General features: G+C 42.0%; 28 protein-coding genes. 21 read left to right on the top strand and 7 right to left on the bottom strand.

The window, feature by feature from the left end; translation table 11 throughout:
• Positions 1-6 precede the first annotated feature (6 nt).
• The 7 genes from ACXAEY_RS15165 to ACXAEY_RS15135 all read left to right on the top strand — a co-directional run bounded on the left by ACXAEY_RS15165 (position 7) and on the right by ACXAEY_RS15135 (position 3,489).
• Positions 7-483, top strand: coding sequence for an N-acetyltransferase family protein (locus ACXAEY_RS15165; RefSeq protein WP_474813012.1), 477 nt, complete (start codon positions 7-9; stop codon positions 481-483).
• 223 nt (positions 484-706) lie between these two features.
• Positions 707-1,090 (top strand): DUF4181 domain-containing protein, encoded by a 384-nt coding sequence (locus ACXAEY_RS15160; protein ID WP_474813010.1) that lies wholly within the window; start codon positions 707-709, stop codon positions 1,088-1,090.
• A gap of 52 nt (positions 1,091-1,142) precedes the next feature.
• Positions 1,143-1,340 (top strand): hypothetical protein, encoded by a 198-nt coding sequence (locus ACXAEY_RS15155; protein ID WP_474813009.1) that lies wholly within the window; start codon positions 1,143-1,145, stop codon positions 1,338-1,340.
• 33 nt (positions 1,341-1,373) lie between these two features.
• Entirely contained in the window at positions 1,374-1,868 is a 495-nt protein-coding gene (locus tag ACXAEY_RS15150; protein ID WP_474813007.1) for an N-acetyltransferase family protein, read from the top strand.
• A 23-nt stretch (positions 1,869-1,891) separates the two neighbouring features.
• Positions 1,892-2,803, top strand: a complete 912-nt coding sequence (locus ACXAEY_RS15145; protein WP_474813005.1) for a helix-turn-helix transcriptional regulator — start codon at positions 1,892-1,894, stop codon at positions 2,801-2,803.
• Between the two features lie 70 nt (positions 2,804-2,873).
• A complete protein-coding gene (locus ACXAEY_RS15140) occupies positions 2,874-3,125 on the top strand; it encodes a zinc ribbon domain-containing protein (protein WP_474813004.1) in 252 nt (83 codons plus the stop codon).
• A 181-nt stretch (positions 3,126-3,306) separates the two neighbouring features.
• A complete protein-coding gene (locus ACXAEY_RS15135) occupies positions 3,307-3,489 on the top strand; it encodes a YjcZ family sporulation protein (protein WP_474813002.1) in 183 nt (60 codons plus the stop codon).
• Between the two features lie 122 nt (positions 3,490-3,611).
• Here ACXAEY_RS15135 and ACXAEY_RS15130 read toward each other — a convergent pair whose 3' ends face one another.
• A complete protein-coding gene (locus ACXAEY_RS15130) occupies positions 3,612-4,166 on the bottom strand; it encodes a CBO0543 family protein (protein ID WP_474813000.1) in 555 nt (184 codons plus the stop codon).
• A 77-nt stretch (positions 4,167-4,243) separates the two neighbouring features.
• Complete coding sequence (locus ACXAEY_RS15125) at positions 4,244-5,365, bottom strand: GAF and HD-GYP domain-containing protein (RefSeq protein ID WP_474812999.1); 1,122 nt, start codon at positions 5,363-5,365, stop codon at positions 4,244-4,246.
• Between the two features lie 154 nt (positions 5,366-5,519).
• Between ACXAEY_RS15125 and ACXAEY_RS15120 the strand changes: the two genes are divergently transcribed.
• Positions 5,520-5,867, top strand: a complete 348-nt coding sequence (locus tag ACXAEY_RS15120) for a DUF3307 domain-containing protein (RefSeq protein ID WP_474812997.1) — start codon at positions 5,520-5,522, stop codon at positions 5,865-5,867.
• Between the two features lie 18 nt (positions 5,868-5,885).
• The gene (locus ACXAEY_RS15115) at positions 5,886-7,673 is read left to right on the top strand and encodes an adenylate/guanylate cyclase domain-containing protein (protein WP_474812995.1); all 1,788 of its coding nucleotides are present in this window, start codon (positions 5,886-5,888) and stop codon (positions 7,671-7,673) included.
• A gap of 355 nt (positions 7,674-8,028) precedes the next feature.
• Here the strand turns inward: ACXAEY_RS15115 and ACXAEY_RS15110 are convergent, their stop codons facing one another.
• Positions 8,029-8,550, bottom strand: a complete 522-nt coding sequence (locus tag ACXAEY_RS15110; RefSeq protein ID WP_270181215.1) for a CPBP family intramembrane glutamic endopeptidase — start codon at positions 8,548-8,550, stop codon at positions 8,029-8,031.
• Positions 8,551-8,776: 226 nt separating this feature from the next.
• Here ACXAEY_RS15110 and ACXAEY_RS15105 point away from each other — a divergent pair, with 226 nt between their 5' ends.
• The 3 genes from ACXAEY_RS15105 to ACXAEY_RS15095 all read left to right on the top strand — a co-directional run bounded on the left by ACXAEY_RS15105 (position 8,777) and on the right by ACXAEY_RS15095 (position 10,270).
• Complete coding sequence (locus ACXAEY_RS15105) at positions 8,777-8,995, top strand: hypothetical protein (protein WP_474812993.1); 219 nt, start codon at positions 8,777-8,779, stop codon at positions 8,993-8,995.
• Between the two features lie 55 nt (positions 8,996-9,050).
• Positions 9,051-9,773, top strand: coding sequence for a DUF421 domain-containing protein (locus ACXAEY_RS15100; protein ID WP_474812991.1), 723 nt, complete (start codon positions 9,051-9,053; stop codon positions 9,771-9,773).
• A 119-nt stretch (positions 9,774-9,892) separates the two neighbouring features.
• Entirely contained in the window at positions 9,893-10,270 is a 378-nt protein-coding gene (locus ACXAEY_RS15095; protein ID WP_474812989.1) for a VOC family protein, read from the top strand.
• Positions 10,271-10,404: 134 nt separating this feature from the next.
• Here ACXAEY_RS15095 and ACXAEY_RS15090 read toward each other — a convergent pair whose 3' ends face one another.
• A complete protein-coding gene (locus tag ACXAEY_RS15090; RefSeq protein WP_474812988.1) occupies positions 10,405-10,851 on the bottom strand; it encodes a hypothetical protein in 447 nt (148 codons plus the stop codon).
• 320 nt (positions 10,852-11,171) lie between these two features.
• Complete coding sequence (gene arr / locus ACXAEY_RS15085) at positions 11,172-11,585, bottom strand: NAD(+)--rifampin ADP-ribosyltransferase (protein ID WP_474812985.1); 414 nt, start codon at positions 11,583-11,585, stop codon at positions 11,172-11,174.
• Positions 11,586-12,038: 453 nt separating this feature from the next.
• Between arr and ACXAEY_RS15080 the strand changes: the two genes are divergently transcribed.
• The 5 genes from ACXAEY_RS15080 to ACXAEY_RS15060 all read left to right on the top strand — a co-directional run bounded on the left by ACXAEY_RS15080 (position 12,039) and on the right by ACXAEY_RS15060 (position 17,360).
• Entirely contained in the window at positions 12,039-12,845 is an 807-nt protein-coding gene (locus ACXAEY_RS15080) for a nicotianamine synthase family protein (protein ID WP_474812983.1), read from the top strand.
• Entirely contained in the window at positions 12,842-14,083 is a 1,242-nt protein-coding gene (locus ACXAEY_RS15075) for an opine metallophore biosynthesis dehydrogenase (RefSeq protein WP_474812980.1), read from the top strand. The genes ACXAEY_RS15080 and ACXAEY_RS15075 overlap by 4 nt, the downstream gene beginning before the upstream one ends.
• Positions 14,080-14,958, top strand: coding sequence for a DMT family transporter (locus ACXAEY_RS15070; protein ID WP_474812978.1), 879 nt, complete (start codon positions 14,080-14,082; stop codon positions 14,956-14,958). The genes ACXAEY_RS15075 and ACXAEY_RS15070 overlap by 4 nt, the downstream gene beginning before the upstream one ends.
• Positions 14,959-15,288: 330 nt before the next feature.
• Positions 15,289-15,777: a PH domain-containing protein gene (locus ACXAEY_RS15065; RefSeq protein ID WP_474812976.1), complete on the top strand. Its 489-nt coding sequence runs from the start codon at positions 15,289-15,291 to the stop codon at positions 15,775-15,777.
• Positions 15,778-15,779: 2 nt separating this feature from the next.
• On the top strand, positions 15,780-17,360 hold the full coding sequence (locus ACXAEY_RS15060) for a PH domain-containing protein (RefSeq protein WP_474812974.1): 1,581 nt from the start codon (positions 15,780-15,782) through the stop codon (positions 17,358-17,360).
• Between the two features lie 62 nt (positions 17,361-17,422).
• On the opposite strand, the gene ACXAEY_RS15055 is transcribed toward ACXAEY_RS15060, so the two are convergent.
• On the bottom strand, positions 17,423-18,913 hold the full coding sequence (locus ACXAEY_RS15055; protein WP_474812973.1) for a M1 family metallopeptidase: 1,491 nt from the start codon (positions 18,911-18,913) through the stop codon (positions 17,423-17,425).
• A gap of 196 nt (positions 18,914-19,109) precedes the next feature.
• On the opposite strand from ACXAEY_RS15055, the gene ACXAEY_RS15050 reads away from it, so the two are divergent.
• Together ACXAEY_RS15050 and ACXAEY_RS15045 are read left to right on the top strand one after the other, a co-directional pair.
• A complete protein-coding gene (locus ACXAEY_RS15050) occupies positions 19,110-21,026 on the top strand; it encodes a BglG family transcription antiterminator (RefSeq protein ID WP_474812971.1) in 1,917 nt (638 codons plus the stop codon).
• A 102-nt stretch (positions 21,027-21,128) separates the two neighbouring features.
• Positions 21,129-23,051, top strand: coding sequence for a fructose-specific PTS transporter subunit EIIC (locus ACXAEY_RS15045; RefSeq protein ID WP_474812970.1), 1,923 nt, complete (start codon positions 21,129-21,131; stop codon positions 23,049-23,051).
• A gap of 70 nt (positions 23,052-23,121) precedes the next feature.
• Here ACXAEY_RS15045 and ACXAEY_RS15040 read toward each other — a convergent pair whose 3' ends face one another.
• The gene (locus ACXAEY_RS15040; protein ID WP_474812968.1) at positions 23,122-23,457 is read right to left on the bottom strand and encodes a winged helix-turn-helix transcriptional regulator; all 336 of its coding nucleotides are present in this window, start codon (positions 23,455-23,457) and stop codon (positions 23,122-23,124) included.
• A 132-nt stretch (positions 23,458-23,589) separates the two neighbouring features.
• On the opposite strand from ACXAEY_RS15040, the gene ACXAEY_RS15035 reads away from it, so the two are divergent.
• Positions 23,590-24,084: a lactoylglutathione lyase family protein gene (locus ACXAEY_RS15035; protein WP_474812966.1), complete on the top strand. Its 495-nt coding sequence runs from the start codon at positions 23,590-23,592 to the stop codon at positions 24,082-24,084.
• A gap of 136 nt (positions 24,085-24,220) precedes the next feature.
• A complete protein-coding gene (locus ACXAEY_RS15030) occupies positions 24,221-24,460 on the top strand; it encodes a hypothetical protein (RefSeq protein WP_270181232.1) in 240 nt (79 codons plus the stop codon).
• The last annotated feature ends 23 nt before the right edge of the window (positions 24,461-24,483 follow it).

Genomic DNA, 24,483 nt, shown 5'->3' with positions numbered 1-24,483 from the left:
AGGAGAATGATTACATTTGTACCATGTGATGGCACGCAGCTCGAAGTAGAGAAGGAGATTTTCAATCGTAACCCTGCTTATAATGTGATCGCATTTGATAAAGAAACGCTAGATGACTCAGATCTACAAGAGCAGTACCGTGATGTGAAGGAGTTTCATACTGAACGGTACTTGGTGAAAGAGAATGATCGCGTTCTAGGGGTCATTGAATACGGCATGGAGAGCCCTCGATCTCGAAAGCCGTGGTTAAGTTTGCTGATAATCGATGGGCAATACCAGGGGCAAGGCTATGCTAGGAAAGTGTACGGTCTTTATGAGAGGAAGATGGTTGAAAAAGGCGCCGATCTCATTCAAATCGCTGTCCATGCGGAAAATACATACGCGTTACGTTTTTGGCGTTCTCTTGGGTTTGAAGTTTATGATGAGCGGGTGTACGAAGGGAAGCAGTACTATAGTTTAGATAAAACGTTAGCGAGGTTCTAAGAATGAAAGAAGAGGCGAATAAGAAAAAAAGCAGGTTTTTTGTTACTTTTGCTAGTTTGTTTTTAGGTCATCTTACTGTAGATACCTTCAACGGAAGCCCCTTCACGTGGGGGGAATATTTTATGGTGTCGTTTTTAGCGATGCTCATTCATATGTTTTTCTCTTGGGCATGGAATTCAAAGGAGTATAGGCAAGAACAGTAGATTGTAGAGGAGGCGGTACTGTGTTGTTCTTCTATTTAATCGTTTTAACCGTCATCTATCTCTTCGTAAGCGAAATTTACATGAAGCGAATGCTAGGTATTAAAGAGCGTAGTAGATGGATTTTCCATGATGAGCGGTATAAAGTTTCGATGATCATCGATGTTGTGATTGTGCTTGCCTTCATTTTTATCTCATTTGAATTCATCGTTGAGAGACCAAATTCCCCAGCGATCGTGATGTTAATGCCATCGATGATCATGGCCTTTCTCATATCCATCAATCGTGGAGTGGAGGATTATCTTCAAGATCCAACGAGTAAAGCACATTACCATGAGTGGTTAGCGGCATTTATGGTCGTTCTTGCATTTGGAGTATTCTATTTATGGGAAAGAGGGAGCATTTAAAATAGTTTCTCTCTTGGAGAAACACGTTTGATAGGGAAGGAGGAGGTTTTGATTGATCGTACTTCTAGAAAGCATTTATGAATTGTCGATTGCGATACTGCTTCTTTGCTCATTGATCTTCGTTCGACACTTAACGAAATTAAAGCAAGAGCGGAAGTTAACATTTTTTGAATCAACGATGTCAGTTCTTACGCAATTGACGATCTTCTTCTGGCTAGGAAGTTTTCTTATCTTACATTACGTCGTATAAATACCGCTAGTCGATCAAGTAAGGAGCTTAGTAATGACCAACATTCGAGAAATGACGAGGGAAGACTGGGACGAAGTGAAAGAAATCTATCGGTTCGGAATCGAGACGGGTAACGCAACATTTGAGCATCGCACACCTACCTACGAAGCGTTCATCTCGAACGCTGTTAATGAATGTACCTTGGTCGCAGTGGACGAAGGCAGTGTACAGGGGTGGTGTAAATGCAATCGATCGTCGAGTCGGTACGTGTATCGCGGAGTAGGAGAGGTGAGCGTCTATGTTCATCCTCGTGAAAAGGGGAAGGGGATCGGGAATTTGTTGCTGCAAGCGTTGATCAAAAGCTCTGAAGAAGCGGGCTTTTGGACGCTAAGTGCTGGGATCTTTCCTGAAAATATCGGTAGTATTACGTTACATAAGAAGAATGGTTTTGAAAAACTAGGAATTCGGAAAAGGGTGGGACGCATGCAAGATGGGCGATGGCGAAATGTGATTCTATTCGAAAGAAGAAGTGAAGAGGTAGGAGTTTAGTGCAGACGGTGGGGTGTTGATTGATGAAGACAGAGCGTTTACTCGCCATTGTGATTAAGCTCTTGAATCAAAAGAAGATGACGGCAAAAGAACTAGCGGATTATTTCGAAGTGTCCGTTCGAACGATCCAACGTGATATGGAGTCCATTGAACTAGCGGGTATTCCGATCGTTTCTGAAAAAGGTGTGAACGGTGGGTACGCTATTTTGGAAACGTTCAAGATTCATAACGGCTACTTTAATGACGTTGAACATCAACTCTTAATGACGGCGCTGGATGGTGTATATAAAACATATGACGATAAGAACTTAAAGAACATCATTGAAAAACTTGCAACGATAAAAATGAGCCAACCCGTTCCAACTAATCGGTCTCTTATTCTCGATTTCAGTGCTTGGGGACCGGAATTTAAAAAGCAAGAGAAAGTGAATGTGATACAAAAAGCGATTGATCAGCAAAAGGCCATTCATTTTCAATACATCGATATTAACGGGAATGGTACGTCTCGTGAAGCTGAGCCGGTCTCCTTAATTTTAAAAATCAACAAATGGTATCTATATGCGTTCTGTAACCTGCGAAATGATTTTAGATTGTTTAAATTAGGCAGGATGTATGAGGTGCAGACGACAGAAAGAACCATCGATCAAAAAAGAGAGGTTCCGCCATTCGATTTTACAGAGGATGAACGTGAACGAGTACTTGTTCGATTAAAGTTCAATAGACAAGCGCTCAATCAGTTGGAGGATTATTTCGAGCTCGATCGCTTGGCGTTTCATGAAGATGGCTTCATTTATGTTTCGGAATATTATCCTGAAGATGAATGGGTATATGGGATGATTCTCCATTTTGGAGATCAGGTGGAAGTGATCGAACCAAACCATATTCGATCGATCATCAAAGATCGTGCGGAGAAAACGTTAAAAAAATATCTGTAATTACGACATAACGGTGTCGTTTTCCTTTCTTATAATAAGGTTAGATTTTACTTATTAAGGAGGAGTCAAAATGAACAAACCAGTATGTCAAAGTTGTGCAATGCCGATGGAAGATGAAAAGCTTTTTGGTACAAATCAAGATGGGTCCAAAAACGAAGAATACTGCGTCTATTGTTATGAAAATGGAGCTTTCACTGCGAATGTTACGATGAACGAAATGGTGAACATCTGTGTTCCTCATCTCGTCGAGGAAGGCATGAAGGAACCCGAGGCGCGAGACATGATGAAAGACGTTTTACCAAAGTTAAAAAGATGGGCGTGATTTTATAAAAGGCGGACTCTATGAGCTCCGTCTTTTTTGTGCCTTTTCATAGCCTTCATAAAAATATGGTAGACAGTCCTAGAGGTAGATGCCTTTTTTTACGTAACTTCAATTCCTGCCTATCCAGTCATGCTAGCTTGGACATACACTGTATAGAAACTAGAATAGGGAGGTTGAGAAGATGGGTGCTGACAATAGACGTGGACGCCGCGATGATGGCAGACTATTTGCTTTAGTTGTGGTTCTATTTATTCTATTAATTATCGTTGGTGCTGCTGGCTACGCAGGCGGAAGAGGCCGTTGTTGTAATGTTGGAGGCAATTACGGCGGAAACTACGGTGGTTTCGGAGGCGGCTTCTACTAAAATGAGCTGCTGGGCATCGGACATGCCCCTATAAAACCAGTGGAAAAGAGCGTTTCGTTTATGGAACGCTTTTTTTATTGGTTGTGAAGGCGCATCTTTTCATACTTTAGCAGATGGTTTTCTTACGAGCGGATCGATGCTTTATTAAAGATAGTCATCTGAACTTTCACGATGAGACCGATCAATAAATAAGCAATCATGGAATAAACATTATTCCATTTGATATATTCGTACACGTTCACCCAGCGAAGAAGGTTTTCTACAATGAAAGCGAGTAGTAACGATGTGATAATCATAGCCAGCATATAGCTCTTCCAAGTGAAAAAGTATTGATATAACAGCATAAAGATGACTGGTAACACGATGTAGGTTGAAACAAAAAACGATGGGCTTAAAGGGGTTATACTGGTTGGATAGGCTGTAAAGCCATATTGTATAAGGATAACATCCATCAACGTACTGATGGCGATGACGATTCCACCTACAGTCAATAATTCAAATAGACGTTTGCGATCAATGAGTTTGAATGCTACATATAGAAAGATCAGATTGATGATTAGGACTAACCACCAACCTAACGTAAACAAATCATCATGTAACCAATGGTTCCAATATTGTACTTGAAAAGACTCTCTGATTGATGTAATTGATTCCCATGAAGGAGCTGCCATTTCCATATTACCTCGCCACTATTTTTTTTTCGGTCAGTACTTAAAGTTGGCTAGTTTGTTATTTTTATACACATCATTCTTCCTTACGAATACTGCTCTTTAATCCTCACAAACTCTTCAACATTCCGAAGTAACACATCAACTAACATCGGATCAAAGTGTTTGCCTCTTTCTTCTCTAAAGTATGTAAGGATGCGTTCAAGCTCCCATGCTTCTTTATACGGACGGTGTGATGCAAGGGCATCAAAGACATCAACGACTGCAACGATCCTGCCATATAGGTGGATGTCTTCTCCGCTCCGGCCATCAGGATAACCCTTGCCATCCCAGCGCTCATGGTGTTGCTCTGCGATGATCGCAGCGGCTTGAAGAATCGATCTTTTCGAGCTTTTCAATAAGTCGTATCCAATCTTTGAGTGGCTTTTGATCACTTGAAATTCTTCCTTAGAGAGCTTTCCTGGTTTATTCAGTATAACGTCAGGAATGCCGACTTTCCCGATATCGTGCATGGGAGAAGCAACTTTGATCAGCTCAGCTTCATCTTCATCGAACCCTGCCTTTAATGCGAGGAGTTTCGCATACTCAGCGACACGTTTTACATGTGCTCCCGTTTCCTTCGATCGTCCTTCTCCGATCTCTCCCATCTTGAAGAGAATTTCTTTTTGCGTTTCTTCGATTTCGATGTTGACGAGCATCGCTTCTAGCGCTTGACCCGTATAGGAGGCTGCAAGACTTAAGTACTTCAAGTCATTCGGATGAAAAATAGACTCTTCCGTTAGCTTATTGATCACCTGATAAACACCGATCGTTTTATTGAGTTTGTTCTTCACAGGGATCACCATGACGGATTTCGTTCGATACCCGGTCTGTATATCGATAACAGAATGAAATCTCTCATCTTGATATGCATCATCGATTACGAGAGGTTCCCCAGATTGGAAAACGTGTCCCGCGAGACCTGCTGATGAAGGCACGCGAACTTCTTCCATTCCATGGGCGACCCGTGCCCAAAGCTCATTTTTTGCTTCATCATAAAGCCATAGTGTACACCGATCCGCTAAGGTCATCTTTCGTCCCATATCTGCCATCAACATCAGCAAACGATCGAGGCTGTTTTCGGTCGTGATCTGTGCAGCATAATCGAATATGATTTCGAGAAGTTCTTCTGAATTTAATTCACTTTTATGATACCGATTCGATTCCACAGGTCGAGACCTCCTCGTCTACCTATTTGGGATTCTAGTCTATTCGTTCTATTTCTTTCTATAAAAAATGGTATGATAAGAAAAATAAGGATTTGTAGGATAATTCTATCATACACGCTGATGTAATAAAGCGGTAGGTAAAGGAAGGCAAAACATGACTCCGTTTGAATATTTATTTATCGCCCATTTGATTGGAGATTTTCTTTTTCAGACGAAATGGATGGCTGAGTATAAACATAACAGGTGGCTTCCACTGCTATCTCACGTCTCAATCTATACAGGCGTGCTAGGTATCGTTGCCTGGTTCGGATTCGGAGGCCTTTCGATGTTACAGCTCGGCTTCATCTTCATCACTCATGTCATCCTCGACCGGCGAACGTTCGTTACATGGTGGACGAGGACTGTAATGAGGGATGTTGATGATTCTGTAGGGTGGTTGAAAGTAATCACAGACCAAGTGTTTCATCTTATCGTTATTGCGATCATCGTATCGATTTTATAATGTCTGGGAGGTTACTAGATGAAGGAACGTCACTTTTCACTCGTGAAGCAATTTCCAATACGGAAAGAAGAAGCGTGGGACATTCTCGCAACGAACGATCATTTGAACAGGCTCATCGGTTTGTTTCCAGTAGAATTTTCAGATGCGCGATTCGATGAATCTCTTTTTTACCGCCCTGCAAAGGCGAAGCTAGGTGGCGTCTCGCTTGAATGGAAGGAGTATCCGTTCGAATGGGTGAAGGGAGAACAGTATTCCGTGCAAAGGCTGTACACAGCTGGTCCACTCGCTGAATTTTATGCAGGAATCAAAATGAGGGATGTTTCGGTCGATGAGAACCCAATGACAGAAGTAGAGGTTTTTTCAATGTTACGCCCGGCAAACATTATCGGAAAACTCGCGATCCCTGCAATTGCGATTCCTGGTATGAAAAAAACGATCGCCTATATTGAAAAATACATAGCGCTCGACTCACGAATCGTTGTGTTGCCTCCACCAAAACACCTTTCATCCACAAACAAACAAGCCCTTTCCTATGCGATGGACAAGCTCGAACCTTCGAAAGCAAAAAAGATCCTCATGCAGCACATCATTCAGTCTCATGATCAAGCGCTTGTTGAGATGCAGCCATATAAACTTGCAGATCAATGGGGAATCGATCGCGAAGATGTGTTAGTGCTGTTTCTTGAAGCAACAAAAGCTGGCGTCCTAACCTTATCCTGGAGTTTGATGTGTCCGACGTGTCGTGTCGCAAAAGAGAGCGAGTCGTCCCTTCGAGATGTGAAGAACGAGGTGCACTGTGACCTGTGTGGCATAACGTACGACATGACGTTCGATGAAACGATCGAACTGCGATTTACGGTCCACCCGGCGGTTCGAAAAGCCGTCTCACAGACTTATTGTATCGGAGGGCCAAATATTACGCCGCATATCCTTTTGCAGAAACGCATCCGTTCTGGGACTTCAAGTGAACTCCCTGCGATTCATTCAGAAAAAGACGTGAGGCTCCGCATTTTAACAAGGAGTCATCTCGTTTCTCAACGTGTTGGTGAGGGGGTGGCGCTAACGTATCGTGATGATGGATTTGATCGCGATCATTTTTCACTTCAAGGCTGCACCCTTCAAAATGAGAGCAGCCGCGATATCGTAGCGGTGGTTGAAGAAGTCGAGCGCGATCCGAACGTTGTGACCGCTGCTAACGTAACGACGATGACAAAGTTTCGACGACTCTTTTCGTCTGAGGTACTAGCAGAAGGCCAGGAGATCGGCGTTGAAAATGTGACGATCGTTTTTAGTGACTTGCGAGGCTCAACTTCCCTTTATGAATCAGCAGGAGATGCGCGCGCTTATCGCCAGGTGAACGATCACTTTCAGTTTCTATCAGAGAAATTTAAGAACCATAAGGGAACGATCATTAAAACGATCGGCGACTCTGTGATGGCAGCTTTTTATGTACAAGAGAATGCGGTAAAAGCGGCGCTCGATATTCAACATTCGATCGGCGACTTCAATGCCGAGCATGGAACGAACTTAACGATTAAACTCGGCATGTATACAGGTCCCGCGATCGCGGTAACGGCGAACAACCAACTGGATTACTTCGGTCATACCGTCAACATGGCTTCAAGAATCGAGCAAGAAAGCAAAGGGAACGATATTATGTTTTCCTCTGATATGCTTGAACGGAAGGAAATTCGAGCGATTCTAAAAGCGTACGAAATGGAGTCGTATGAAGCAGCGTTGATGGGAATTCGAAAGGAAGTTCCTCTTGTTCGAATAAAGACAACGAGGGAATTTGTTACTGTGTAAAAAGGAGCTTGCCTTGGCAAGTTTCTCGTTCTGTCGAGAAACCTATCTCACTATTCGGTGCTCCCGATACCGTAGTCGATGACGATCGCATGCTTTCCGCGGACGAACGTCCAAGCCCGAGGTGAAACCCACACCCCGGTCTCGGCCGCCCGTACGACCGCAGGAGTCCGCGATCGTCTCTCCTACTTGATGAGATATTATCCAAAACGAACGTTCCGTCCAATGGTTTGACAGACCGATATTTCACTAACTAACAACAATATTTAGTATGGAAATGATCAACTACTTTCATCTAAACATCGAGACTATCTCCACACTCTAAGGAGCTTGCGTTAGCAAGCTCTTTTTTTTATAACTAAAGCAGTGGAATGAAGACGAGGATGAGCAGGTCGAACAAAATATGAGAGAGGAGGGGCACCCAGAAATTCTTCCGTTTCTCATAAATCCATCCCCACACAATCCCGCCGACAAGAGCGGCGACAATGAGAAGCGGGGCACCTGAATAAAGGTGAGCGACTGCATAGAGAAGCGTTGCGAGAACGATGGTATCCCCACTTTTGTATTTTTTAAACTGCTGCTGGACGTAGCCTCTCCAGTAAATCTCCTCACCTGGAATCACGATGAGAATAAGACTGATGAAATGCCACGGTTTAACAGGCTGCACGATATCATAAAACTGTTCCATGTTATCAAATAGAGAGGGAGTCGCCCATATGATGAGTTCGATCCCTACATAGCTTAATCCGTACAGGAAGAGTGCACTGACGATGATGTATATGAGGTCCGTTCCTGTAATCTTCTTAAACACCAGCTTGCCGGTCGTGATGCTGATCACGATTAAGATCGCAAGCGTTACAGAGAAAACAGGCCAAAACATGATTGGAAAGTAGACGAAGCTAATAAAAAGAAGTGCATGAGCTAGAAACAGAGAGCTGAAAAGTATTGTTTTTTGAATATGTCATCATCCTATCTGGTCTCTGATTTCTACGTATCTACCTATGATTACCCATCTAGTTTGCAATCATGCTTAAGCGAGCACATCGTAGCATATCGAGTGAAACGAAAGCCGTTCTGTATCGTAAACACTACTACGGGGTGATTGTATGAAAAGATTTGTCATATTTATCGCAAGTTTTATCGTAGTGTTTTTTCTTTTGCAATGGGGCTCAGGATTACTCTTAACGGCGTTACATACACCGGGTGCTGATGAGTTCACGTTCCTTCAAACGGTGCAATTTGGAGAAAGCAGCGTCTCATTCATCTTACTCTTACTCAGTGTAGCAATCGCTTACGTTGTGTCGAGAGTCATTAAAAGCGTTTAATGGATTAAGGAGAGTTTGGGAATGATGAGCGTAAAGAATGAAAGAGGTGCTCATCATGGACATTTTAATGGACTCCTTGAAGGTTATCTTTCGTATTGCGACGATTCTTCCGCTCATGCTTGCGATCGGACTATATATGGGGAAGCGCTCGATCGGAGAGCTCCCAGTTTTTGATTTTCTCGTCGTACTCGTATTCGGTGCTGTTGTCGGAGCGGATATCGCAGATCCTAAGATCGACCATGTTCATACGGTCATCGCGATGATTGCGATTGCGCTTTTACAAAAGTTGATTATTAAAGTGAAACTAAAGAACCCAAAGCTAGGGAAGCTTTTTACTTTCGAGCCAACCGTTGTGATGTACCAAGGTATGTTTCTAAAGAAAAATATGAAACGCATTCAGTATTCAGTTGACAACATCCTGCAGATGTTACGAGAAAAAGATGTGTTCCATACGAGTGACGTTGAGCTTGCGATTGTTGAAGCGAACGGACAGCTGAGTGTAAAACTCTATCCTGGTAAAGAAGGCATTTTGCGGGAAGATATGCAGATTTACAAAGCTGGGAACGACTATGAAATTCCTGTGATTTTAGATGGCAAGGTGCAGAGGGATTTGCTTAAGCGAATCGGCAAGACAGAGCAATGGCTATTGAATGAACTACATACGACTGGAGTAGGCGACGTAAGTGAGATCTTTTATGCTGGTGTTACGGGCCAGGGAGAGCTTTCCGTTTCAAAGAAAGATCTTCAAACGAATGATGCTCCTCCTATTGAGCATTAATCGGGCTTATTTTCCTACCGACTTTCCTCTCATCATTTCGACATTTAAAGGATATCTTTAAGCGCTTAGAGAAAAGAAAAGGCGCAAGAAAGAATTGAAGGAAACGAGGAGGAAAATCCATGATCGTAAAGCTTGGACAGGTAATGGTGTATGTGAAGGATCAAGATCAAGCCGTCACGTTTTGGACAGAGAAAATGGGGTTTGACGTCATCTCAGAAGAAAATAAGGGGATGCGTTGGATCGAAGTAGCACCGTCTACATCTGCAGAAACGAGCATCGTTCTTCATAACAAAGACGTTATCGCAAAAATGCAGCCAGATATGAATCTCGATACGCCTTCACTCATGTTTGTTACAAAAGAGCTCGATCATCTGCATGAAGACCTCAAACTGAAAGGCGTGAAAGTTGGGGAAATCGTGAAGATGGGAACTAACCGCGTCTTTAACTTTTCGGATTTAGAAGAGAATTATTTTGCTGTTGGGGAGAGAGCAGAGTAGTTGCTGGTACAGAGGTGCATAACTATTTGAGTATCAAATTGCAGTTGAATTTGATACTCTTTTTTATTGATATGCTGGAGTTCCTATCTCTTGTTAGCACATTATGTACAGGAAACTGCAGCGTAACATCCATTTCACACAGAACTTTGCAAAATCGCTTTTATATCATTCAAGTGTCTAACTAATGACACTCCCGGAACGAAAGCGTAAATAAACCCTTGAAACAGAACTCTCTTCCATGATTTTTTTCTAAGGAGATCAAACCCTCCCCAAAATATCGCCAACATTATTGCGGTGAAGAAGAAGAGGTATAGAGTCTGTTGTTGATTAACCAGATCCTTAAGTAATTCAACCTTCCACTCTTGCCCTATTTGCGGATTATAGGTGGTTCGATCTTCTTCAAGTCCAATGACGTTATAGGATTGTAGAACTAATTTGTCCTCTTTTACTTCTATCCCTTCGTAACCGAGCGGTGTATATTTGAGAGGATAGGTGATTAGATAAGACAAGACAAATGCAATCATTAGAAGCCCAATATATACAAGGAAACGCCTTGTTTTCCTCAAAACTTTTTCACTCATAATTCACCTCACCCATAGTTTTAAAACTGTGTTAGTCATATTTGGTTTGTGAATGAACTATTTTAACAATAGCTTTTGCGTAGCACTATTTGTGTCTCGTTCGCTCCGCTTTATTGGAGCAATTCTCAAACTTCATTTTACCATAATTCTTCCAATCAGGCTGACAGATATGGTAGCAATTCAACATGCGAATTAGGGTGCATAAAAGTACACAAATTCATATGAAAAAAAGCAGTTCAATTTAGAGTGCAAACTGTCATTCTGTACTCCAAAACTGAACTGCCAAGGTTTTATTAAGACTCTTTTTTTAGTACAAAGAATCAGTCATAGATTACGTCTTTTCCTTCTTCACGCAATTTTTTCAGTGAAGTAAGCATTTGGTTGATTTCTTCATCTGAGTGCCTTTCCCATGACTTTAACTCCGCTATGATCTTCAAAGGTGATTTCGAGCGATACGAACGTGTTGGGTTTCCTGGAAATCTTTTGTCCGTTAGATTTGGATCGTTTTCAAACTCACCTAGTGGTTCAACGATGTAAATCCTTTCTTTTTCGGTTGATTTCGCTAGTTCAGCACCCCATTTTGCAGCATTTAACGTCGCGGTAAAATAAATGTGGTTCGATTTTTTGTCCTGATAATTTGATAAATGCTGCGGCTTCAATTGGTCACCGATGTTGAGTTTCGCTTTCGTTCCATGAAAGAAAGGGCCGTTATCCAACACATCTTTATCATTCATTCGAATGCACCTCTCTCATTTGATTTGTAAGTAAGAGTATAAGGGAAAATTTTAAAAAAAGTAGTCTATAAATTTTCTGAATTCAGGATTATAATAAAAGTAGAAGGAAGAAATGTAAGTCGTTTATAGGATGAATTAATGAGAAGTGCCGTTTTTGGCGGTCCTTTTTTTCTATTCTGTGTACATACGATCGGCAACAAGTCGTGAATAGGTATTTTGACCTGTTCATCACCTTTTAATCAGTAATAAAAGAAATGTATAGAACACGCCAACACCCACGATTGAGAATGATAACGTGGGTGTTTTTGATGCAGTCAATGTTACAAAGACTATTGGCTCATTTGTATAGAAAATGAAAAAAAGAATTTACAGAGCAAAAGGGTTTACCTATACTATAGTTTATAAATCGAAACGATTTCGATTTGTGATAACTATTATTGTGAGGTGAACTTATTGAAAGAAAAATATGAACTACTTTGTTCGTTGAAAGTAATCGAAGTCGAAATTGCAGAACTCGCCAGGTATGCAAAGGAATTCGATGGTTGCTATGATCTCTTAAAGAGCAAGTTGGATGATTTGTGTACGTTCATCACGAGTAAAGAGAACGATCAAAAATGGGACCAATGGGGCGCGATCGAAGAAGTTCAAGTTCTTTCGAATCAACTCCGCGAAACATCAGTCAATGCGCTATGTGACGTAGAGAAATACCAGTCCATTCGCGCTCAGCAGGTGGGACTTCCCGTCGGACAATATTTATCTTCGTTAGCGAAAACGGTAAGGGATGAGTACAACAACTTCGGTATACATAGTGATTCAAACGTTTTATTTATTGGCTCTGGTGCATTTCCAACGACAGCTTTAACGATCGCGAAAGAGACGGGTGCTGCGGTGATTTGTTTGGACATCGATCAAGAAGCGATTGCCTTATCTCGAGAAGTGGCGCGCGCTTCAGGACTAGAAGAGAAGATCTCATTTTTCCACGGTGACATCCACGCTCACCATAGCTTCGAGGGCATCACACATGTTTTTATTGCTTCGCTTGTGAAAGACAAACATGAAGTCATCGAGGTGCTTAAGGAGAAGGTATGGGAAGGTACAAAAGTTATCGTACGATTCGGGAACGGCTTGAAGTCGATCTTTAATTACCCAATCGATAACATCATCACAGGAAACTGGATTCAGACGTACATTCACACTGAAAACACTGACAGAATCTACGAAACACTCGTTCTTGAGAAAAAGACTCAGGTGATTTCATGAGTGGAAGGCATACATTGATTGTCGGTGCTGGTCCTGCGGCCATCCAAACAGCAGTTGCTGTTAAGAAGAGCTGGAAGGGAGACGTATCGATTGTAAATCGTAATGGATCCTATTCAGGACGCGTGCAAAATCAACTAAAGAATACTCAGCATGTGATCACGGCAATCGCCCCGAATTGGCCTTCTCTTTCTGGAAAAGTAGAAATTTCTCGTTTCTACAATGGCTTAGAGAGCGTTGAGGATCGGTTCGACACGATGATCGTCTGTGTTCCAAGCTACAGTTATGAAGATGTCCTTCAATCGATTGGGATTGGAAGGTTAACAAAACTTAACAAGATTATTTTGCTGTCACCCGTAATCGGATCGAACGAACTTGTAAGAGAGATCGTTTCTGAAACAGGTAAGAGCATTGAAGTAATTAGCCTTTCAAATTATTATGCCGCAACTAAATTCGTGCCTGAGGGCGACCTTGTTGCGTTTACGAAGGCGGTAAAAAAACGGGTTTACTTAGCTACGAGTAAAGAAGGATCTCTAAATGAAATCGAATGGTTATTACAAGAAGCTGGGGTTGAGACCGTTGTAAAAGAAAACCCGATCGATGCGGAATGTCGGAACATCACGACCTATGTGCATCCTGCATTCTTCATCAATCCTTTTTCATTGAATGAGATCTTTTCAGAGAAGAAATCCTTGAAGTCCCTGTACAAGCTTTATCCTGAAGGACCAATCACGAAAGAAACGATCATGGTCATGGTGAACCTGTGGAAAGAGATCTCAGCGCTAACTGAGAAACTAGGAGGGGAACCGATCAATTTACTTCAGTTTCTTAACGATGATAACTACCCTGTACACGAGGAGTCGCTGTCCCGTTCTGATCTTGATGGCTTTCAAGAGTTCGAAGCTGTGAAACAGGAGTATTTACTCTACATTCGCTATGCGTCGATTTTGATCGACCCCTTTTCACAACCTGATAAAAACGGTGCATACTTTGATTTCTCGAAAGTCCCTTTTCAACAAATTTCAAGGACGCCTTCTGGGGAATGGTCCGTTCCTAGAATTCCATTCGAAGATTATATGAATTTAAAGCAAATGCACCGCCTTGGGTTTGAAAGAGGAATCAGATTACCAGAAATGTTTCGCTTGATTCAATCTTTCGAGCAAAAAGTCCACGAATGGCAAAGCTTGAAGGGTGAGCCGGTAAGAGGGTTTCAGAGACTTGCAGAAAGGGAGATTCGATGAAAAATGGCGTCCTGCTTGCAATACTATCTTCCTTAATCTTCAGTATCATGAACGCCCTCGTGAAAAGTATAAGTGACACGGTGCCGACTTCTGAAATCGTGTTTTTTAGAAGTTTCATAGGAACTGTCCTGATTTTCTTCTTTATGAGGAGCAGAAAGGTTTCTTTCTCGAGAAAAGGAATTCCGTTTCTGATGCTGCGAGGTGCGCTTGGAGCGCTGTATTTGCTCGCATATTTCTACACGATTTCTAAGATACCGCTAGCGGATGCGAGTATTCTCGCGCATCTATCACCTTTCTTTGCGGTGTTCTTTTCATACATGTTCTTAAAAGAGCGGGTGTCTAAGCAAGTTTTGCTCATCCTGCCGCTTGTTCTTGTTGGAATCGTGCTGTTAGCAAAGCCTGGTGCGTTTTCATCATACTCACTTTATGCGCTCGTGGGAGTCGTGAGTGCACTGTTTGCGGGTGCGGCGGCAACGAGTATCCGATTCTTAAGTAAAACACATCACTCGTTTGAAATCGTCTTTTATTTTCTCGCAACTGGGACACTCGTCTCCATTCCTTTGATGTGGAATAACTTTGTGCTGCCAACTGCCGCAGACTTAACGATCCTTGTCGGAATTGGGGTCGTCTCCTTACTCGGACAAGTGTTTTTAACGAAGGCCTTTACTCATGAAAGTGTGGTCGTCGTTGAAATCGCGCGATACATAGGAATTGTCTTCAACATCCTCTGGGGCTTTCTGTTCTGGGCAGAAGTGCCAGATCTACTTACGATTTCTGGAGGGATTCTCATCGTCTCCGCGTGCATTTTACTATCGAGAAAAAAGAAACAGGTGAGGACGAAGGTGTCCTTACGACCTGTATTGAGAAGGCAATGACATGATAAAAAGGAGCAACAGTTGATGACTAGAAACAAAGGATTTTATATCGTTGTATTATGTTTCATCACGCTTCTTTCTGCTTGTTCGTGAAAAATGGAAGTCTTGTCGATTCAATTAAGAAAACGGAGCTTTTTCGTCCAAATCGGAATGCATATACAATAATTTGTTGGTGTCTACGAAAGCTGATAGGAATCTTAAGGTAAACTTTATTTATAAGTCTCGTCCCTAAAAAAGGGAGGAGGCTTTTTTGGGATTTTTTGAAACGATTTCCAATTAGTATCGTAAATGATAGTGAGCAAAGTTGTGTATACAAGGAGTGTATAGTGATTGAGTACGTTTATTGAATCTCCAACAAAACGATTATCAAAAGATAGTGTGAAAGTTTGGTTGATTAGTGAAACCATGATGAATGTGGCTGGATTTCTTATTCTTGGTGGACTGTTCATTGCGGACGGATACTTTGGCTGGAAGCCATGGATCGGGTGGGTATTAGTAGGGTTAACGATTCTTTCTATCGTTGGAACGGTATGGGCTTTCTTCAAGGTTTCTTTGCTGTACAAACATTGGCGTTATGACATCAGTGAAGACTTCCTTCAGATTAAGTCCGGAGCTCTACATGAAGCACATCAATTGATTCCTATGACGAAAATTCAGTCCGTATCAACTCATCAAGGGCCACTGTTAAAGAAATACAACTTGTATTCAATTGAAGTGAATACAACGGGCTCTGTACATAAAATACCAGCATTGCCGGAATCCACCGCAATGCATTTAAGGAATCAGATCGCGTTTTATGCAAAAGTAGAGGAAGTGTAATGATGAGCATGCGAAGACGAAATCACCCTTTGATGATGCTGCATGAGCTAGGAAAGCTCTTGAAAAATAGCGTGTTCTTTTTTATCTTGCTATTTGTTATACATGCTGGGTCTGAAGCCTGGTATATCGTTTATGGTCAGTATGCTTTGGTTGTCCTCTTCATAGTGAGTTTACTTGCGATTCCATACAAATGGTATTCCCGTACCTATGCGGTGAATGAAACAGCGATTCAACTCACAAGACGCAGAATTACGACTACGAAACAAACTGTGCCTTTTTCTAAGGTTCAACATGTTAACCGTAAAACGTATTGGTTTCATCGATTCTTTGGTGTCACTTCACTCATACTAGAGACGAGTATAACGGGTGAAGAAAGTTCAATTGTTCTTCCTGTCATAAAGGTAGATGAAGCAGAAGAGATTGAGGGGAAAATTGAAGCGAGAAGAAGTCCTAACGAATTGAGAGAAGAAGACTCATCGGCTACAAAGGTTTCACCTATAGAAGTAAACGAAACTAGTGAACCTGAAGGCAAAGCGAAACCCGACTCTTCAAAGACCGTCCATTTTACGCCTACGAAAAAAGATATACTAAAGGCAACCTTTACGTCTCTTAGCTTTTTAGCAATCATTCCAATCGCTGGGTCGCTCATTTCGAAAGTAGAAGACTTTCATTTAGAAAACAAGATGAATGGGATATTATCTAGTATCGTTGGATCGACATGGACGATGAGCATCGTTTTCATTTTCTTAATCCTTATTTCGATCGGTATAGGAATAGTAAGGACAGTCGTGAAGTATGGAAAATATGAGATTGCTTCAACCGATGAGAAGGTTATCATTACGAAAGGAATAGCGGAGGAAAGCAACTTTTCAATAGAGAAAGATAAGGTTCAAGCGATTTTAATCGAACAGACCCTCTTGAAACGAATGCTTGGATTAGCTTCTGTAACATTAGTTTCTGCAGGTGGAAGTATGGGGGAATCTGAAGTGAGTACCCTATACCCTTTTCTTCCGATCAAGCGTGCGATTTCAATCGTAGAGGAAATGCTGCCTCAATATCGTTTGATTGGAGAAATGGAACGGTTACCTAGAAAAGCACTCTACCTTCGTCTGTTGAAGCCTAGCTGGTTTTTGATGATTACGACCGGAGCTCTTTATTGGCTAAAACCGGATCCATTTAACTTTACTTGGGCATGGTGGGGGCTCTCACTTGTCTTGTTACTGCTAGTTGTAACGTCTCGGGTTTTAGATTATCTTCAAACAAAATACGCGATGAACAAGGAGTTTGTCCAGATGCAAACGGGAGGATTTACTCTTACGACTTATCTATCGAAACGTGAGAAGATCATTGAGATGGAGGCATCCCGAACATTCTTACAGAAGGTGTTCGGTGTAGCCACATTGAACGTGGTCAATCGAGCAAATCCGGTCAGACATACTACGATGAGAGATGCTCCTTCTTTATGGGTAAAAGAAGCTTATGGTTGGTATATGGATAGGAAGAAAGAAATTCACCTTCAACAAAGAACAGTGAAGGGTGATAGACAAGAAGAAAAAAATCAGAACGAATGCGGAATTCTTTAGAATACTGCATTCGTTCTGATTTTCTTGACTTAAGATACTTTTCTACAGCCTTTTCATATCTTTTAGCGAACTTCATCCAATGTTACAGGACGATTATCCAACCACTCATTGAAGTACGTTTCAGTCTCAGGTCCAATCGCCATTTTGAATGCTTCAATCAAGTCTTCTTTTTCAGCAAATTGATACTGGTTAGCTCTATAATAATGAGTCAATGCTTCGTTCATTTTTTCTTTTCCAACTTCTTCTTCCAACTTATAAAACATGTGAGGTCCGACAGCATATACAAGATCTGCATATTCTCTAGAATTTGAGTATTCGGTTGTGGAAGAAGTAATGGATTGTCCGTTCTTCGTAAGTTCATCTAGATGATCGGTTTTTTTCTCGTAAGTCTTCAAATCGTCTTTAGCATGGTTTGGATAGTACTCTGATAAAAATTGAAGCGTTGAATATGAAGTCAAACTTTCGTCGAGCCATGCATCGTCAATCGTGTTATTTCCAACTACTGCATACCACCATTGATGTGCGACTTCATGTGCGATGGTTTTAAGAAGATGCTCCGGGTGGGAGTGATATAATCGATCATTCAGAACTGTCATACCGGGGTATTCCATCCCTAAGAAAGATTTTGCTCCTGGTACGATATCAAACTCTTTATATGGATATTCACCAAATGATGCATTGAAATACTGAATGGCATTCTTTGCTGTTTCATGAAAGCTCGAATAGTGAAATTCAGATTCGGGTGTATACCAAGTGCGTAGAGTGATTCCGTCTACTTTCTCGCTGTGCACCTTGAAGGTCTCATCCAATACACTCATTGCAAATTCTCTTACCTTCTCTGCATGTATGGAATAAGTCTTTTTATCTTCGCTAACTTCTGGTTCTGCCGTTTCCTGTCCGGTACTTGCTAGATGATGGTCTTTTGGGACAGTGACGGTTACTGAATAATCTGCAACATCATTGTAAGATGGATCCCCAATCGGCGGAAACTCATTTATGTACCAGCCATTTTCATTGTAGACGGCTCGAGTCGGTAGCCAGCTCCCGAAGTAAATACTATTGTTGTTATAAGAAAAGATCCCGTCATTGTAAGGAACCTTAAATTGAAAGTCCATGGAGACGTTAATCACTTCATCAACATCCCATTTTTCCAGTGGGATTTCGAGCATTGTATCTTTTATGGTGTACTCAATATCCTTCCCATCAACTTGTACTTCTTTAAATTCAAGTCCGCCTGATTCATAGAATGGTCCCAGCATAGCTTTCCACTCATCTCTATCAAGTGCATCTGAGTCTAGAAACTTATTGGCTAACACTTGGAAGAAGATTCGATCTTGGGCTTGACCAGTATCATTTTTTGTATGAATGGTCATGGTTCCAGTCCCTGTTTTAGTATCCGGAAAAACCTCGACGTTTATCTCGTAGTTTGTAGTAACATCGGTTAGTTCAGGTTCATCTTTAAAAGAAATCCAGGCACCGATACTAGAATTCAAACGAAAGACAGCAATAAGCAGTAGTAAACACAAACCTGAAAACAATAAAAACTTTTTCATTGAACCCCTCCAATAGTCTATCTGTCTACTACTTCTCCTATTTACATAAAATTCCTTTCATCTATTAGAAGTAGTGCAATTACAACACTACAACCTCAACTTCATTCATCAGTAAGGCTCATCTTTCTATTCCTTTTGAACCAATACTTTTGATATACTACCTATATTTAGGAAAGCAATGAAGTAGGTGGATAGCATGAATCGTAGACAACAGAAACTGTTGCTTATGTTACTAGAAAGCAAAGAAACAGAACGAGTGAGCAAACTTGCGGATCATCTTTCTTGTTCTGAGAAGACTGTCCGGAACGACCTTGGGACGATAAAAGAATACGTAGAGAACGAAACGAACGGTGAGCTTGTTAAGAAGCCGGGGCTAGGGGTTTACATACAGGTGGGTGAATACGAACGTTCGAGGCTTTATCAAACGTTCAGCTCAGTAGATACGAAGAAAGAAGAAGTCATCGAACGGCAGCGAAAAGTTGAAATCTTCTATGAGCTGCTGATGACGAAGGATCCAGTTTCAATTCAGGGTCTTTCAGAGCGCTATTACGTGAATCGACTCGTTATCCGAAAAGACCTTGAGGATATCCGCACCTGGTTAGAAGAGTTTGAACTTGTCCTTCATTTTAAGCAAAAAGTTGGTGTGTTGGTAGATGGAGAGGAGATGGCAAAAAGGAGGGCACTCGCTCGTTTACGGGAGTTTGTACATGATGACACTCTTGTACAATCCTTCTTTAAAAAGCAGTTTTCACCTTATGAAATCAGTCTCGTCGAAACTGAATTACGCACGCATCAAGCCGAGCATGATATTTCGTATACAGATGAAGCGTATGAAAATCTTCTCATGCATACGTTGTTTACGATCAAACGGGTGAAGCAAAGACACGTGGTTACACTTCGTGAAGAAGATGTTGAGAGAGTGACGTCAACTGCGGAATATCAGTGGGCGAAAAGCCTGTTAAAGAAGCTTGAGTTTGTGTTTGTTGTGCATTTTCCACAAGAAGAAATCGCCTATCTCGCGCTTCATTTTATCGGTGCGAAACGACGAGGTATGAAGGAAGATGAGCTAGAAATCGATCCCATCGCAACAGACCTTGTTCGTAGGATGTCGGAACTGACGTCTCTTTCTTTTTATGATGACGACGCTTTGCTAGAAGGACTGCGCGTTCATTTGTATGCTGCTCTTAACCGGATTACATACGGCCTGTCTGTCACAAATCCGATGCTTCAAGAAATTAAGCAGATGTATCCGTATTTATTCGATCTTCTCATCGGACTTTCTACAGAATTTAGTGAAAAGCATGGGGTGATGATTCCAGAAGATGAAGTCGCCTATTTAACGCTTCATTTTGAAGCGGCTGTTGAACGGCTTCATTCAAATAGAGGAAAGCAAAAAAGAGCCGTCATCGTGTGTCATCTCGGTGTAGGAATGTCCCAGCTTTTACGAACAAAGCTTGAGCGGAAGTTCGCATCGCTTACGATTTTGGACTGTATTTCCCAGGTAGAACTTCCTTCATTTTTGAAAAAAGAAGAAGTCGATCTCGTTATCTCAACGGTCGAGCTTAAGACCGTACAGGCTGTTCCATCGATCGTGATTTCGCCGTTACTGAACATCGAAGAAGAAAGTAAACTAGAGGCATTTATTCAGGATATCGATCAAAGCAGCGCGATATTTACAGACTATGTAAAGCCTGAATTTGTGTTTATTTATGAAGAACCTGTTCATCAATTCGCCGTTATTGAAGAACTGTCGAACGCACTCTCTCGGAGCGGGAATGTGGCGAAGGAGTATGCGACGCGTGCGCTGGAAAGAGAGCGAGCTTCATCCACAAGCATCGGGTCTGGTATTGCGATTCCACATGGTGATCCTAAGCTTATTCATAAGTCAGCGATTGCGGTAGGAATCATGAAAGAGCCTATCGAATGGGAGAAAGAAAACGTGAGCCTCGTCTTTCTATTAGCGGTAAAGAACGATAATAGTGAGGCTACGAGAGCACTGTTTAGGGAGATCTCCTCTCTGAGTGAAAACCCGCATTTGCTTAGGAAAATTGTGAGTAAGAGTGACCCTGAATCCGTAATCGACATTCTTGGTGGAAACCGTTCATCACAATAAATAGTCATATTTCCGGAAGTTCCGGTAAACTTTCTTTCTTTTTCCCTATTCTTTATAAGATACGATATGTGTAAGCGATATCAAAGAAAGAGGGGGAAGCACATGAAGTTGTTAGCGATTACATCCTGTCCGAACGGGATCGCTCATACGTATATGGCAGCTGAGAATTTACAAAAAGCTGCAGAGAAATTAGGCGTCGAGCTAAAGGTAGAAACGCAAGGATCCATCGGCGTTGAGAACGAGTTTACAGAGAAAGACATTCAAGAAGCCGATGGCATCATCATTGCAGCCGATAAAACGGTAGTGAAAGATCGCTTTCACGGTAAAAAGGTACTTAGCGTTGGTGTTCAAGAAGGAATTCGTAATCCTGAAGGGTTGATAAAAAAGCATCAAAACGGTGACGTACCTGAATTTCGCAGCAGTGAAGCAGAAACGGCGAAGGATGATAAGAAAGGAAAAGAAAATCCGATCTACAAACACCTTATGAACGGCGTTTCGTATATGATCCCGTTTATTGTGGTCGGAGGGCTATTGATTGCGATTGCACTAACGATCGGCGGAGAGCCAACAGAGAACGGTCTAGTGATTCCAGAAGGTTCCTTCTGGAAGACGATCGAACAGCTAGGCGGAGCGTCGTTCACGTTCATGATCCCGATTCTTGCCGGATTCATTGCCTACAGTATCGCGGATCGTCCTGGACTCGCACCTGGTGTGATCGGAGGGTTCATCGCAGCAAACGGCAGCTTTTATGGAAGTGAAGCCGGAGCTGGGTTCATCGGCGGGATTATCGCTGGTTTCTTGGCAGGATACGTTGCACTTGCGATTAAGAAGATCAAGGTTCCAAAATCTGTTCAGCCGATCATGCCGATCATCATTATCCCGGTTCTCGCATCACTGATCGTTGGACTCGCATTTGTCTTTATCATCGGTGCGCCTGTCGCACAGGTATTTGAAACGTTAACGAACTGGCTTGCAGGCATGCAGGGAACGAGTTCAATCCTTCTTGCGGTCATCCTTGGGGCGATGATTTCCTTCGATATGGGTGGCCCAGTAAACAAGGTTGCGTTCTTATTCGGAGCTGCCATGATCGGAGAAGGAAACTATGAGATCATGGGGCCGATCGCAGCTGCGATCTGTATTCCACCGATCGGAATGGGCTTAGCAACATTTCTTAAGAAACGGAAGTATCAAGAAGCTGAGATTGAAACTGGAAAAGCGTCGTTTACGATGGGGCTATTCGGAATCACGGAAGGTGCAATTCCGTTCGCAGCTCAAGATCCACTCCGCGTTATCCCGAGTATTATGGTAGGTTCGATTACAGGTTCTGTCATCGCAATGATGGGGAACGTCGGAGACCGAGTCGCACACGGTGGACCGATCGTAGCAGTTTTAGGTGCTGTGGATAATGTGCTCATGTTCTTCGTGGCAGTTATTGCAGGTGCACTCGTGACTGCGCTTCTTGTTAACACATTGAAAAAAGACGTAGCTGCGATGGAAGTCGCAGGCACTGATGTACAGGCCGAAGCGGCACCAGCAGAGGAACAGACGGTATCAAGGGTCACAGAGGTAACGAAACTAACAGACATTACGAACGAACGATTGGTGAACATTTCGTTAAAAGGATCTAAGAGAGACGACGTGATCGATGAAATGATCGACATGCTTGAAATGGAAGATGTGCTCGATTCAAAAGAGAACTTTAAGGAAGCGATCATTGCGAGAGAAAATGAAAGCTCAACTGGAATCGGCATGAACATCGCCATTCCTCATGGGAAGTCGACGGCTGTACGCGAACCTCGGGTCGTGTTTGGAATCAAGCGCGATGGCATCGATTGGAACAGCCTTGACGGTACAGAAGCGAGACTGATCTTCATGATCGCGGTACCGAAAGAGAGCGAAGGAGACGCACACTTAAAGATTCTTCAGATGCTTTCAAGGAAACTTATGGATGATGAGTATCGAGAGAAGCTGCTTGAAGTGAAATCTGATGAAGAAGCGTACGAGTTGTTGAAAGAAGTTCAGTAAAGTCAAATGAGCGCCATTCTCGATCGAGAATGGCGCTCTTTTTCGCATAAAACCGTTTGTTTAGGAAAATCTATTGATTGTCCATCTGTTCGGTTCCCCATTTGTGCATTTGTTCGAGAATGGGCAAAATCGTTTTTCCTTTTTCCGTCATCGAGTATTCCACTTTTGGCGGGATTGTGTTGAACTGTTTCCGGTCGATGAACCCGTCATCTTCTAATTCTTTTAACTGCTCACTGAGGACTTTATGCGTAACGCCTGGTAATAACCTGCGTAACTCGTTATATCTAAAATTCCCATCGACTCCGAGGTGCCAGAGAATGACCGTTTTCCATTTCCCGCCGATTTTCTTCAATGTGTATTCGATCGAACAGTTTAGTTTTCCATCTTGATTGATCGGTGCGTCCATCTTTTTTCAGTCCTTTACTTACTTTTAGGTTAGTGTCTCACATAAAAGTGCGTTCTTCTCATGTATAAAAACTCATTATATAATGTGTTCTGTAATCAATTAAATTACAATTTCTAAGGAGGAATTACTACTATGGTAACATATCCAAGAAACTTTTCTCATATTGGACTATCTGTCCCAAACGTTGAAGACGCGGTTAAATTTTATACAGAAGTATTCGGTTGGTACGTCATTATGGAGCCTTCCGATGTAGAAAATGACGATACACCGATCGGCCAAATGTGCCGTGATGTGTTCGGTAACGACTGGGAGAAATTCCGAATCGCTCACCTTTCAACGGGCGATAAGATCGGTGTCGAACTATTTGAATTCCTAGAGAACGAACAGCCTGAAAACAACTTCGAGTATTGGAAAACAGGTATCTTCCATTTCTGTATTCAGGATCCTGATATTGAAGGAATGGTTGAGAAGATCAAAGCACACGGTGGTAAACAGCGCATGCCGATCCGTGAATACTACCCTGGTGAAAAACCATTTAAAATGGTGTATGTAGAAGATCCATTCGGTAACATTTTTGAGATCTATACACATAGCTATGAGCTAACCTATTCAGAAGGTGCTTACTAGGAAAATGCAATAATGAGCAAAGGAGCTTACTTTTAGTAGGCTCCTTTTTTCATGGAATAAAGTATTGAGTTCGTCTGCTCATTTTGAAATAATTGGTAGGAGTGCGTACAACACAATTACATAAGGAGTATACACAATGAAATTAAGAGTAACGTTAATCATTTTAACCTTAGTGTCCATGAGTGCGATGGTTTGGGCTGGGTTCACGAGACAGTCAGAACTTTTTCCACTTTTATTAAGTATTACAATCGCATTCTCAATGGCCAACATCTCTTTTGATAAGAAGAAGGAAGAAAGGGAGAAGACGATTTATAAAGTTGCGATGAGCTTAGCCATTTTTGCTGCGATACTAAGCGCCGGCAATTTTTTCTTTTAGAGATCTAAGTGAAAAACACCCTC

The organism is Anaerobacillus sp. ABA4_114, assembly GCF_056159065.1.
This window is presented reverse-complemented; position numbering and strand designations above follow the sequence as displayed.

Bases quoted from the DNA above. Each gene is read 5' to 3' on its own strand.
- ACXAEY_RS15035 (WP_474812966.1), top strand. From the start codon at position 23,590: ATGGTAACATATCCAAGAAACTTTTCTCATATTGGACTATCTGTCCCA.
- ACXAEY_RS15130 (WP_474813000.1), bottom strand. From the start codon at position 4,166: ATGGAAATGGCAGCTCCTTCATGGGAATCAATTACATCAATCAGAGAG.
- ACXAEY_RS15095 (WP_474812989.1), top strand. From the start codon at position 9,893: ATGATCGTAAAGCTTGGACAGGTAATGGTGTATGTGAAGGATCAAGAT.
- ACXAEY_RS15115 (WP_474812995.1), top strand. From the start codon at position 5,886: ATGAAGGAACGTCACTTTTCACTCGTGAAGCAATTTCCAATACGGAAA.
- ACXAEY_RS15140 (WP_474813004.1), top strand. From the start codon at position 2,874: ATGAACAAACCAGTATGTCAAAGTTGTGCAATGCCGATGGAAGATGAA.
- ACXAEY_RS15070 (WP_474812978.1), top strand. From the start codon at position 14,080: ATGAAAAATGGCGTCCTGCTTGCAATACTATCTTCCTTAATCTTCAGT.
- ACXAEY_RS15105 (WP_474812993.1), top strand. From the start codon at position 8,777: ATGAAAAGATTTGTCATATTTATCGCAAGTTTTATCGTAGTGTTTTTT.
- ACXAEY_RS15135 (WP_474813002.1), top strand. From the start codon at position 3,307: ATGGGTGCTGACAATAGACGTGGACGCCGCGATGATGGCAGACTATTT.
- ACXAEY_RS15055 (WP_474812973.1), bottom strand. From the start codon at position 18,913: ATGAAAAAGTTTTTATTGTTTTCAGGTTTGTGTTTACTACTGCTTATT.
- ACXAEY_RS15120 (WP_474812997.1), top strand. From the start codon at position 5,520: ATGACTCCGTTTGAATATTTATTTATCGCCCATTTGATTGGAGATTTT.
- ACXAEY_RS15145 (WP_474813005.1), top strand. From the start codon at position 1,892: ATGAAGACAGAGCGTTTACTCGCCATTGTGATTAAGCTCTTGAATCAA.
- ACXAEY_RS15040 (WP_474812968.1), bottom strand. From the start codon at position 23,457: ATGGACGCACCGATCAATCAAGATGGAAAACTAAACTGTTCGATCGAA.
- ACXAEY_RS15090 (WP_474812988.1), bottom strand. From the start codon at position 10,851: ATGAGTGAAAAAGTTTTGAGGAAAACAAGGCGTTTCCTTGTATATATT.
- ACXAEY_RS15075 (WP_474812980.1), top strand. From the start codon at position 12,842: ATGAGTGGAAGGCATACATTGATTGTCGGTGCTGGTCCTGCGGCCATC.
- ACXAEY_RS15045 (WP_474812970.1), top strand. From the start codon at position 21,129: ATGAAGTTGTTAGCGATTACATCCTGTCCGAACGGGATCGCTCATACG.
- ACXAEY_RS15150 (WP_474813007.1), top strand. From the start codon at position 1,374: ATGACCAACATTCGAGAAATGACGAGGGAAGACTGGGACGAAGTGAAA.
- ACXAEY_RS15060 (WP_474812974.1), top strand. From the start codon at position 15,780: ATGAGCATGCGAAGACGAAATCACCCTTTGATGATGCTGCATGAGCTA.
- arr (WP_474812985.1), bottom strand. From the start codon at position 11,585: ATGAATGATAAAGATGTGTTGGATAACGGCCCTTTCTTTCATGGAACG.
- ACXAEY_RS15050 (WP_474812971.1), top strand. From the start codon at position 19,110: ATGAATCGTAGACAACAGAAACTGTTGCTTATGTTACTAGAAAGCAAA.
- ACXAEY_RS15030 (WP_270181232.1), top strand. From the start codon at position 24,221: ATGAAATTAAGAGTAACGTTAATCATTTTAACCTTAGTGTCCATGAGT.
- ACXAEY_RS15100 (WP_474812991.1), top strand. From the start codon at position 9,051: ATGGACATTTTAATGGACTCCTTGAAGGTTATCTTTCGTATTGCGACG.
- ACXAEY_RS15110 (WP_270181215.1), bottom strand. From the start codon at position 8,550: ATGTTTTGGCCTGTTTTCTCTGTAACGCTTGCGATCTTAATCGTGATC.
- ACXAEY_RS15165 (WP_474813012.1), top strand. From the start codon at position 7: ATGATTACATTTGTACCATGTGATGGCACGCAGCTCGAAGTAGAGAAG.